Below are 10,646 nucleotides of genomic sequence, written 5' to 3'. Positions count from 1 at the left end.
ATGTCGAAGACATGGTGTTGCTGGGGTCGGTTCGGCACGGGCCCGCGCTATTTTTGGCGAGGGTGACGAGCCGGTCCTGGAGGGCGGCAGGATCTCGATCTCCGTTGGGGTGTCGTAGCGGCAGTAGCCAGCGCACCGTCTGATCCAGGCCCAGTTTTTCTATTCGACGTAGGATCGCGGTCAGTGCCCAGATCTGCTGCTCTGAATAGCGGTAGAGCGGTCCACGTAGCTTGGGTGTCGCCGGCACGCCGGCCAATTCCCGGCGAATGGCATTGCGGGCGTGGTCGCTCCACGCGGGCAATGTTGAATGAGGCAATGAACCGCCCCGCGCGGGCATTCAGCCTGAGTCAACTCGCGGGTTTGGACTCGCCGGGATCGCGGGTTACACTGGTGAGTCGGTCCTTAAGGGATCTACCCTGCCCGGATGTCGGAGCGTGGCTCACGCCGCTCGAGGAATCCGCACCGCCACCGATTCGGAAGGAATGCTGATGTCCGCGTCATCGTCACCCTCCGCTGCGGAAACGGCCGGTGCCTGGGTGATCTCCGTCAAGGACCTGGTGCGCAGCCCGGGGTCCATGAGGACCCTGGAGGAGCAGTGGCCAGCCCCCGAGGCACTGTCCACTCCGCTCATCGGCATCCCGGCTGGTTCAGCCGTGGACGTCGACCTGCGTCTGGAGTCGGTCCACGAAGGCATCCTGATCACCGGTGAGGCTCACGCCGAACTGGTGGGAGAGTGCAGTCGTTGCCTGGACCCGATCCAGGACGGGATCACCGTTGACCTGCAGGAGCTGTTCCACGCGTCCGCCCCGGAGGGTGGGAGTGACGAAGAGCGCCTGGTGGTGTACGAGACGGTGGATCTGGAGCCAGTCCTTCGGGACGCCGTGGTCACGGCCTTGCCCTTCCAGCCGGTCTGCCGGCCGGGATGTCTGGGTCTGTGCTCCGAGTGCGGCATCCGACTGGAGGACGCACCGGACGACCACGTCCATGAACAGCTGGATCCGCGCTGGGCGGCCTTGGCCGAACTGACGAAGACCTCCGAGTCCGGCACTGCCGGGCCGGAGACGAAGACCTCATCCGACGAGACAGAAGAGAGATAGCCGTGGCAGTTCCGAAGCGGAAGATGTCCCGTTCCAACACCCGTGCCCGCCGCTCCCAGTGGAAGGCCACCGTGCCCCCGCTGGTGAAGTCCGTGGAAAACGGCCGCGTCACCTACCGCCTGCCGCACCAGGCCCAGGTCGTGACCGATTCCGCCGGTACGCCGTTGTTCATGGAATACAAGGGCCGCAAGGTCGCCGACGCCTGAGGTGCCCATGGCGCCACGGAAGTCGGTACAGGCGTCCGGACAGCAGTCCGGGCGGCGCCGGCCGGTCCAGCTGGACCGGCCGATAACTGAAGACCTGCTCAAGCGTCTCGGGGTCGTCATCGGCCCCGAGACGCTTGTGCTCGCCCTGACGCACCGCTCATACTCCTATGAGCAGGGCGGGTTGCCGACCAACGAGCGCCTCGAGTTCCTCGGCGACTCGGTGCTCGGTTTCGTGGTGACTGACCACCTCTACCGCACCTACCCGGATCTCGCCGAGGGCGATCTCGCGAAGATGCGCGCCGCCGTCGTCTCCACCCGTGCCCTCGCCTCCGTGGCCCGCACCATCGGCGTCGGTCCAGCCGTGCTGCTCGGAGAGGGCGAACGGCGAACCCGCGGTGCGGACAAGGACTCCATCCTGGCCGACACCATGGAAGCGCTCATCGGCGCCACCTACATGGACCAGGGGCTGCCCGCCGCCCATGACCTCGTCCACCGGCTGGTCATCCCGCTGCTCGCGGACAAGCGCGCTATGGGTGCCGGGACCGATTGGAAGACCTATATCCAGGAGGCCGCTGCGAACGGTGGCCTCGGTCCCATCGAGTACCGGATGGAATCCGCCGGCCCGGACCATGACAAAGTGTTCACCGCCACCCTGGTGGTGGGTGGCACGCCCTACGCCACCGGCACCGGGCCCTCCAAGAAGGAGGCCGAACGCCAGGCCGCGGCCCATTCCTGGGACCGGATCTCGGCTGCTGCCCAGGCGGCCGCCGCAGGTACCGAGGCAGTCGCCGGTGCCTGAACTGCCCGAGGTGGAGGTCGTCCGCCGGGGGCTCGCGACCTGGGCGGCCGGACGTTCGGTCTCCGGTGTCGAGGTGGTGGAGCCGCGCTCCACCCGCCGGCACGACGGCGGCGCGGTCGCCTTCGAATCCCAGCTGACCGGACTGCGGCTGGCGGCACCCGAACGGCGCGGCAAATACCTGTGGGTTCCGCTGGCGGCCGCCGGTTCGCCGCCTGATCGAGCGCTTGTGGCACATCTGGGCATGAGCGGTCAGCTACTCGTGAACGCTCCGGGTGATCCGGACCCGAGACACCTGCGCATCCGGATCCTGCTCGAGGGGGAGGGCGAGGGCTTGGGCGAGGGTGAGCGTGAAGGCGAGGACCGCGAGGCCGCGCTGGAACTGCGCTTCGCAGACCAGCGTATCTTCGGCGGGCTGTTCATCGATGTCCTGGAGCCGGCGTCGGACCGTCCGGACCAGCTGGTGCCCGCCTCGGTGACCCATATCGCCCGCGACCCCCTGGACCCTCACTTCGATCCGGACGCCGTATATCAGCGGTTCCGCCGCCGCAGGACAGGCCTCAAGCGAGCGCTGCTGGACCAGGGCCTCATCTCCGGTATCGGTAACATCTATGCGGATGAGGCCCTGTGGCAGGCGCGTCTGCACTATGCCCGCCCTACCGAGACGTTGAACCGCGGCGAATCGGCGCGGCTGCTGGACGCGGTACGCGCCGTAATGGAGGAGGCCCTGGTCCAGGGCGGCACCAGCTTCGACGCGCTGTACGTCAATGTCAACGGGGAGTCCGGGTACTTCGACCGTTCGCTCAATGTCTACGGCCAGGCCGGCCGGCCCTGCGCGCGATGTGCTGGCGAGGGGCATCAGAGCCTGATCGTCAAGGACCGGTTCATGAACCGGTCCTCGGCCTACTGCCCGCGATGCCAGCCCGTTCCGCGCCGCGCCCGCTGGTAGCGTCCGGGACGGCAGGATCAGCCGCAGCCCGGTTGCGGTCTAAGATGATGTGGAACTGTGACGTGTCGATGGGAACCCCTTTTGTCTCACACTGAGAACAACGACTATTTGCCGCGCCGCTCAAGCGGTCGGGCACGGCGGCGGCGCCATACCGTCCGCAACGCCTTCATCGTGGTTGCCGCACTGCTGGTGGTCGTCCTCGTGTCCGTCGGAGTCTATGTGGGCTCCATCGCCTCGGCCTTCAACGATCAGCGCCAGACGGTGGACGCCGGCATCGCCACCTCGGAGGCCACCACAGACGGCGCCCTGAACGTGCTGGTCATGGGATCGGACTCCCGCGGTGAGGGCATGGACACCGCCGAGAACAAGGGCGAGGAGGGCGAACGCTCGGACACCCTCATGCTCGTGCACATCCCCGAGGACCGGCAAAACGTCTACGTCATGTCGATCGTGCGTGACCTGTGGGTGGAGATACCCGGCCACGGCGAACGCAAGATCAATGCCGCGCTCGGACTCGGCGGCTACCCGCTGGTGACCTCGACGGTGGAGAACCTGCTGGGCGTGAACATCGATCACCTGGCCGTGATCGACTTCGAGGGTTTCAACGGGCTGACCAGCGCGCTCGGCGGTGTCCGGGTCTGCAACCCGCAGTCCTTCTCCTCGGGACAGGTCAATCCGTCCTTCTTCGCCCAGGGCGAGATTCTGCTGGAGGGCTCCGACGCCCTGCGCTATGTCCGGGAGCGCAAAGCCTTCCTGGGTGGTGACTTCGAGCGGGTAGCCAACCAGCAGCGCTTCGTCTCGGCGATGGTGGACCAGATCCTCACGGTGGACACGCTGGCCAACCCCCAGAAGTTAATGGGCGTCGTCAACAGCATCGTGCCCTTCATCACGGTGGACGACGGGTTGGACGCGGCGACGATCGCCGGCTACGGCCTCCAGCTCAACGGCATCCGCACCGACGACATCGAGACCTTCACGATTCCCCACGGCGATCCGGCCGAGGGTCCCGGTGGAGCCTCGATCGTCCTCCAGGACGAGATGGCCACCGCTGAATTGTCCCAGGCTCTTCAGTCAGATCAGCTGGACGAGTACCTGTCGGAGGATCAGGACGGCGCCGAGTCGTCGCCCGCGTCAGCCTCGGCAGATGCCTCGGCGGCCGCCTCGTCCGGGACGGAGTCGGAGTCTGCGTCCGCTCCGGGCGCGAGTGATCAGGGCCCGTCCTCAGACGCGGCATCCGAAGCCGCCTCGGATGCCGCCTCCAGCTCGGCACCGGTGAGTCCGACGGCGGCCCCCGCAGCGCGGGCGCAGCCCTGCGCGGGGACCTGAGCCGTGCGTATCCAGCTGATCACGCACTCCTACCTTCCGGAACGCACCCCGCCCCAGCGACGGTGGACCGCCTTCGCGGAGGCTTTCCGCCGCCGCGGATGGGATGTGGACATCGTGGCTCCTCCCGGGGACCCCGCCCATATCCCCGGCGCGGATGCGTACCACGGGGGGCGGCTCATGGACCGTGCGGACGTCGGCGTCGGCCCATGGGGAGAGCGCGTCGTGCACACGCTGCGGATAGCGTTGCTGGGGGCCACCCGCGAAGGTCGCTTCCTGGGGTCCATCGTCCATGCCGTCGTTGCCATTCCACGGACATTCCTGGTGGAGCGGCCGGACGTTCTGGTGGTCACGGTGCCGGCCCTGCCGACCGTCGTCGCCGGCTGGGTCCTATCCCGGTGCCGACGGGTGCCTTTGATCGTGGAGATGCGCGATGCCTGGCCCGATCTGGCCCGCGAAGCCGAGGTGTCCATCGGACTGCTCAGTCGCCTGATGGATCGACTGGTCACCGGTACGCAGCGGTCAGCCGACCTGGTGGTAACGGTGACCGAGGGATTTGCCGAGCGATTGGCACAGCGTGGCATCGGCCCGGTGGCGGTGGTCAGCAACGGGGTACCCCTGGACGAGATCGAGCCGGCTGCGGTGCGGCATCGGCCACCACGAGAACTGCACGTCCTGTACGTGGGCAACCATGGGGAAAGCCAGGGGCTGGAGACGACCATCCGGGCAGCCGCTCTTCTGCAGAACGGGACGGAGAGGATCACCGTCCGCCTCGTGGGATCGGGCACCCGTAAGGATGAGCTGTGGGCCCTGAACGAATCTCTGGGGCGTCCTGTGGAGATGCTGGACTCCGTGCACGGCCCCGGACTGCGGTCTCAGTACGACTGGGCGGACACCTGCTTGGTCACACTGCGCCCGGACTGGCCCAGTTTCGCCTGGACCGTTCCGTCCAAGACCTACGAACTGCTCGCGGTCGGCAAGCACATCACCGGAGTGGTCACCGGTGAAGCAGCACAGATACTGAGCGACTCCGGAGCCGCGGACCTGGTCGATCACGATGCGGAGGCCCTGGCCGCGCTGTGGACGCGGCTGGCCCGCGACCCCGCGTCGACCACCACGGACGGGCGGGGGCGCGACTGGGTGACAGACCGGGCGAACCTGCCGGTACTGGGCCAACGCTTCGTCGATCTGGCCGCCGAGGTGGCCGGTGCGCGCTGGGAATCAGGGGCACCTGACCGGGGCCGGGCTCGGCAACTCGTCGCCAACCTGTCCCTGACCTGGGTTACCGTGTGGGAGCATGTACGCGATGATCCCGCGGTGATGGCACTGCAGATCACCCGCAGGCTTCCGCCGGCTGTGCGCCGTGCCGTGGCCGGTGCGGCCGCCCGCCTGGACAGTGGGCCGCTCCAAGTGGTGGGTGCTCTCGGTCTAGCGGCAGCGGGCCGGGACGAGGAACTCAGGAGTCGGGCCGCTGCGGCGGCGGAGCGGGGCGAGGGAAACGGCATACTGCTGCGCTATGCGGACACGCTGATCGGCACGGGCGACGTTCCTGCTGCACGTGAGATCCTGGACCGGGCACGGCCCGGATCAGCCGGGCACCGCTCCGTGACGGCGCGTCTGGCCTGGCATGAGGGACACCTGAGCGAGGCGATCGGAGTCCTGCCTCGCGCTGGCCGGGGAAGCCGGCAGCGCGCCCGGTTCGTATCGGAACGCAACCGCATCACCACGACCCGGCCCCGGCTGGACCCGGTGCCGGGATACGTCCCGCACGAACGCTCGGTCCTGCACGTCCTGGACAACTCTCTTCCGCACACCGGTGCCGGGTACGCCCAGCGCAGCCACTCCATCTTGATGTCCTTGCGAGATGAAGGGTGGGACGTCGCCGCCGTGACCCGGCTGGGATGGCCTGTCCAGGTGGGCGTGGTGCACGCTGCCGTCCAGGACACGGTGGAGGGCATCGACTACCATCGCCTGCTGCCGTCACGCCCGGCCTCCGGGCTGGATCAACGCCTCCAACAGCATGCCGAGCTGTTGCTCCGTCTGGTGCTTCGACTGCGGCCTGAGCTGCTGCACACGACCACGGACTTCACCAACGGCCTCGTGGTGCGCGCCGTGGCGGAGGCCGTCGGCATTCCGTGGGTCTACGAGGTGCGGGGCCAGCGGGCTGACAGCTGGGCCTCCACGCGTGGCCCTGAGTCTGGGGGCTCCGAGTATTACCGGGCCTTCACCGCACGCGAGTCCGAGACCGCGCGCGCGGCCGACGCCGTCGTCACCCTGGGGCGGGGGATGCGTGAGAACCTGGTGGCACAAGGCGTGGCAGCGGACGGGATCGTTCTGTCCCCGAACGCCATCGGAGGCTCATTCCTCGCCGATCCGATGAGTCGCACCGAGGCGAGGTCTCGGCTGGGACTCGAATCGGACCTGGAATACGTCGGCTCGGTCAGTTCCATCGTTCCCTATGAGGGTCTCGATGTCCTGGTCCGGGCGGTCGCCGCCCTGGCACCGTCTCGCCCCCGACTGCGCCTGTTGCTGGTCGGGGACGGCACGGCCCTGCCGGGAGTGCTGGACCTAGCCGATGTGCTCGGGATCAAGGACCGTGTCATCGCCACCGGGCGCGTCGACCGGAGCCTGGCGCCCACCTATCACCAGGCCTTGGACGTGTTCGTGGTCCCGCGCCGGGACATCGAGGTGACCCGAGCCGTCACGCCGATGAAATCGGTCGAGGCCTCGGCCTCGGCCCGCCCGGTGGTGGCATCGGACTTGCCGGCCCTGGCTGAGCTGGTCCAGGACGGACGCACCGGAATGCTCGTCCCGGCCGAGGACCCGGCCGCGCTGGCCGCGGCCCTGCGCCAACTCTTGGAGGATCCGGAGTTGGCCCGGACGATGGGCCGTGCCGGTCGGAACTGGGCGCTGGGTGAGCGCACCTGGCAAGCCAATGGCCGCCGCTATACGCAGCTGTACCGCTCGCTGCTGCACAGTTCGGCGCATCCGGCGAGCTCGGCACCCGGCCCGGCGGACCGGGCCTGAACTATGCTCGATCAGGCACCATTCCCACTGATCAGCGGGCAGCCGACTCTCCTGCCGCGGTCACGGCCGTGTGCAACCACTTCGAAGGGACCATCGATTCATGACTGAGATCTCCACCGTTGCCGTGATCGGCTTGGGCTACATCGGACTTCCGACGGCCGCCGTGCTGGCCCGCAGCGGTATCCGGGTCCACGGGGTGGACGTCAACCAGGGGACCGTCGAGGCGGTGAACGCAGGTCGCGTCCCGTTCGTGGAACCAGAGTTGGGCGACGTGGTGGCCGGGGCGGTGTCCCGGGGGACGCTCTCAGCGTCCACAGAGGTCGCCGCCGCGGAAGCGTTCATCATCGCGGTGCCGACCCCCTTCGCCGATGATCACCGGGCTGACCTGAGCTACATCGAGGCGGCGGCACGCAGCATCGCGCCACGCCTCGAAGGGACCGAGCTGGTCATCCTGGAGTCCACCTCTCCTCCCGGCACCACGGAGCGGGTGGCCGAGGTCATCCACGGGGAGCGGCCGGATCTGGCCGCAACGGGGACCCTGATGTTCGCCCACTGCCCCGAGCGCGTGCTGCCAGGGAAGATCATGCGCGAGCTGGTCACCAACGACCGGATCATCGGCGGCTCCACTCCCGAGGCCGCCACTGCTGCGCAGCGCCTGTACCAGCGCTTCTGCGAGGGCGAGTTCCTCCTGACCGACTCGCGCACCGCCGAGCTCGCCAAACTCGTGGAGAATTCCTTCCGCGATGTGAATATCGCCTTCGCCAATGAGCTGTCCATGATCTGCACCGAGCTCGGCATCGACGTCTGGGAGCTCATCGAGCTCGCCAATCACCACCCCCGGGTCAACATCCTGCAACCCGGTCCGGGCGTCGGTGGGCACTGCATCGCCGTTGACCCCTGGTTCATCGTCTCGGCGGCTCCGCAGTCCGCGCGCATGATCCGGGCCGCCCGCGAGATCAACGACGCCAAGCCGGAATGGGTGGTCCGCCAGGTCAAGGCCGAGTCCTATGACGTCCAGCGGGAAACGGGACGGTCCCCGGTGATCGCCGCACTGGGCCTGGCCTTCAAACCGAACATCGACGACCTCAGGGAATCGCCCGCCGTCACCATCACCCGTCGGATGGCCGAAGAATTCCCGGACAGCCGCATCCTGGCGGTCGAACCCCATGTGGATGTGCTGCCGGCCGAGCTCGCGGACCGGGCGAACATCGACCTGGTCACCGCCGCCGAGGCCATCGAGCAGGCGGACATCGTCGTGCTGCTGGTGGACCACCGGACCTTCAGCGGACTGCGGAGCGAGGTCGCAGGGCTCCGAGTGGTGGACACCCGAGGTCAGTGGCGCTGAGCGGCTGAGGCGGCTCAGCGCCAGGCGATGGTCAGCGGTGCCAGGCTGGCCTGCAGGGACCGCCGGTGCGCGGCAGCCTTTTTGTAGTTCTTCTCGGACTTGAGCTTTGTGTACTTGCGGTAGTGGGCCGTCACCGTGTCCGGTTCTCCGTCCATGATGAGCTCACCCTGCTCGATCCAGATCACTCGGGTGCACATATTCTTGATGGTGCCGAGAGAGTGGCTCACCAGGAAGACGCAGCCGGCCTGCTGACGCAACTCGTCGATGCGGGCCTGGGTGCGGCTCCGGAACTGCGCATCGCCGGTGTTGAGCGCCTCGTCGATGATGAGGATCTCCGGGTCGATGCTGGTGGCGATGGCGAATTGCAGCCGGGAGGCCATGCCGGAGGAATAGGACTTCAGCGGGAGGTGGAGCTTGCCCTTCAGGCCACAGAGCTCGACGATGGACGGCCGCTTGGCTTCGACCTGTGCCGGCGTCATCCCCATGGCCAGGCATCCCAGGGTGATGTTGTCATCACCGGAGACGGTCCTGACGAGGGCTGCGTTCACGCCCAGCATGATGGGCGTGGACGTGGCGTGGATGATGCCAGTCGTGGGGCGCAGCCGGCCGGTGATGAGGTTCATCAGGGAGGACTTGCCGGAGCCATTGGTCCCGACGATGCCCACGGACTCACCCTGGCGGACTACCAGGGACAGGGGCTTCAAGGCCTCAACGCTGGTGGTCCTCATGCGCTGCACGCGCCCGGTCCACCTCATGCCCGTCGACTCGTCGCTGGGCGGCCGCGTCCGGACGGTATAGGTCAGCCCGGCGCGGTCGATGACCACGAGTGGATCTCTCAGGATGACCGGGGCTCCTGCGGACGTGGCGGCAGTCTCCTGCGCTGTGGTGGTGTCTGGAGTTTCACTCATTGCTCACGCCCATAAGATTCCTCTGCCTGCCAGAATACGAGACCGCCGATCACCAGTGCGCCCAGGGCCCAGGCCCCCAGCACGAGCCACCGTGCCGGATCGCCCATTCCACCGTAGAGCAGGATGTCCCGGACGATGTCGAGGACGCAGAACATGGGGTTCGCGTTCATGAGAGCGGTGAGGGGCTCATTGCCCGCGAATCGATCAGCGCTGAAGAACACGCACGACAGATACAGCCAGGCCCTCGTGCCGAAGGCGATGAGGTGGGTCACGTCGTTCCAGCGAGCCACGAGCCGTGCCAGGAACAGGCCGAGGCCTAGGTTCATGATGAAGTTCAGGGCCAGGGCCGGCACAAAGAGCAACCAGGCCCAGGTGATCGGCTCTGACGGCGGGATGGCCAGAACCAGGACGAACATCATCAGGAACGTCGGGATATTGCTGATCAGCTCACGGACGTTGGTGGCGACGGCCAGGGTGGCCCGGGGGAAACTGAAGGCACGGATGACCGGGCGGTTGCCCACGATGGCCTTCGAACCGGCGGTGACGGACGAGGTGGTGTACCTGAACATGAACACCCCGATGATGAGGTAGCCCAGGAAGTTCTCGATGCCACGGCCGGTGCCCAAAAGGACACCGAAGACGAGGAAATAGGTCGCGCCGTTCAGGATCGGGTTGAGCAGCATCCACAGCCGGCCCAAAGCGTCGTTGGCGGCCGAGCCGGCCACGCGGGCCCGGGCATCGAAGAGAATGAAGTGCCGGTAACTCCACATCTGGCCGATGTACCGGAAGATATTGGGGCGGGCACCAACGCGGACGAAGGGGCGCTTGTCGATGAGGACGACATCGGAATCGGTCCCAGCGGGCGCCGAATCGGAGTCCTGCACGGACATGAATGGTGCCTTTCGACTCAGGACATGACGCGGCGGTCGCCGCGCTGTAGCCGCCGGACCGGAATCGGACCTGTGCGGTGACCGATCCATGATACCCGAAGCCTG

9 protein-coding genes are annotated in these 10,646 nt (G+C 67.4%); 7 read left to right on the top strand and 2 right to left on the bottom strand.

From position 1 onward, the window contains the following. The first annotated feature begins 488 nt into the window (after positions 1–488). The 7 genes from ACFFIO_RS01825 (at position 489) to wecC (ending at position 8,743) form a co-directional block, all read left to right on the top strand. Positions 489–1,097, top strand: coding sequence for a YceD family protein (locus tag ACFFIO_RS01825; RefSeq protein ID WP_378039960.1), 609 nt, complete (start codon positions 489–491; stop codon positions 1,095–1,097). Between the two features lie 2 nt (positions 1,098–1,099). Then, positions 1,100–1,303: a 50S ribosomal protein L32 gene (gene rpmF / locus ACFFIO_RS01820; RefSeq protein WP_115930987.1), complete on the top strand. Its 204-nt coding sequence runs from the start codon at positions 1,100–1,102 to the stop codon at positions 1,301–1,303. 7 nt (positions 1,304–1,310) lie between these two features. Then, positions 1,311–2,102 (top strand): ribonuclease III, encoded by a 792-nt coding sequence (gene rnc / locus ACFFIO_RS01815; protein WP_378039959.1) that lies wholly within the window; start codon positions 1,311–1,313, stop codon positions 2,100–2,102. Then, positions 2,095–3,048 carry a bifunctional DNA-formamidopyrimidine glycosylase/DNA-(apurinic or apyrimidinic site) lyase gene (gene mutM / locus ACFFIO_RS01810; RefSeq protein ID WP_378039958.1) on the top strand — a complete coding sequence of 318 codons (954 nt, stop codon included), beginning with the start codon at positions 2,095–2,097 and terminating at the stop codon, positions 3,046–3,048. The genes rnc and mutM overlap by 8 nt, the downstream gene beginning before the upstream one ends. A gap of 81 nt (positions 3,049–3,129) precedes the next feature. Beyond that, on the top strand, positions 3,130–4,374 hold the full coding sequence (locus tag ACFFIO_RS01805) for an LCP family protein (protein WP_378039956.1): 1,245 nt from the start codon (positions 3,130–3,132) through the stop codon (positions 4,372–4,374). A gap of 3 nt (positions 4,375–4,377) precedes the next feature. Further along, on the top strand, positions 4,378–7,398 hold the full coding sequence (locus tag ACFFIO_RS01800; protein ID WP_378039955.1) for a glycosyltransferase family 4 protein: 3,021 nt from the start codon (positions 4,378–4,380) through the stop codon (positions 7,396–7,398). 100 nt (positions 7,399–7,498) lie between these two features. Next, the gene (wecC, locus tag ACFFIO_RS01795) at positions 7,499–8,743 is read left to right on the top strand and encodes a UDP-N-acetyl-D-mannosamine dehydrogenase (protein ID WP_378039953.1); all 1,245 of its coding nucleotides are present in this window, start codon (positions 7,499–7,501) and stop codon (positions 8,741–8,743) included. 14 nt (positions 8,744–8,757) lie between these two features. Here wecC and ACFFIO_RS01790 read toward each other — a convergent pair whose 3' ends face one another. Both ACFFIO_RS01790 and ACFFIO_RS01785 read right to left on the bottom strand, forming a co-directional pair. Beyond that, positions 8,758–9,651, bottom strand: coding sequence for an ABC transporter ATP-binding protein (locus tag ACFFIO_RS01790; protein WP_366218822.1), 894 nt, complete (start codon positions 9,649–9,651; stop codon positions 8,758–8,760). Then, positions 9,648–10,541, bottom strand: coding sequence for an ABC transporter permease (locus ACFFIO_RS01785; RefSeq protein WP_366218821.1), 894 nt, complete (start codon positions 10,539–10,541; stop codon positions 9,648–9,650). Before ACFFIO_RS01785 ends, ACFFIO_RS01790 begins: the two co-directional genes overlap by 4 nt. Between the last annotated feature and the right edge of the window lie 105 nt (positions 10,542–10,646).

The sequence above is a fragment of the Citricoccus parietis genome, from assembly GCF_042433045.1.
Taxonomy (GTDB): Bacteria; Actinomycetota; Actinomycetes; order Actinomycetales; family Micrococcaceae; genus Citricoccus; species Citricoccus parietis.
This window is presented reverse-complemented; position numbering and strand designations above follow the sequence as displayed.

Coding starts and splice junctions, on each gene's coding strand:
- wecC (WP_378039953.1), top strand. CDS start 7,499: ATGACTGAGATCTCCACCGTTGCCGTGATCGGCTTGGGCTACATCGGA.
- ACFFIO_RS01785 (WP_366218821.1), bottom strand. CDS start 10,541: ATGTCCGTGCAGGACTCCGATTCGGCGCCCGCTGGGACCGATTCCGAT.
- rnc (WP_378039959.1), top strand. CDS start 1,311: ATGGCGCCACGGAAGTCGGTACAGGCGTCCGGACAGCAGTCCGGGCGG.
- ACFFIO_RS01790 (WP_366218822.1), bottom strand. CDS start 9,651: ATGAGTGAAACTCCAGACACCACCACAGCGCAGGAGACTGCCGCCACG.
- ACFFIO_RS01825 (WP_378039960.1), top strand. CDS start 489: ATGTCCGCGTCATCGTCACCCTCCGCTGCGGAAACGGCCGGTGCCTGG.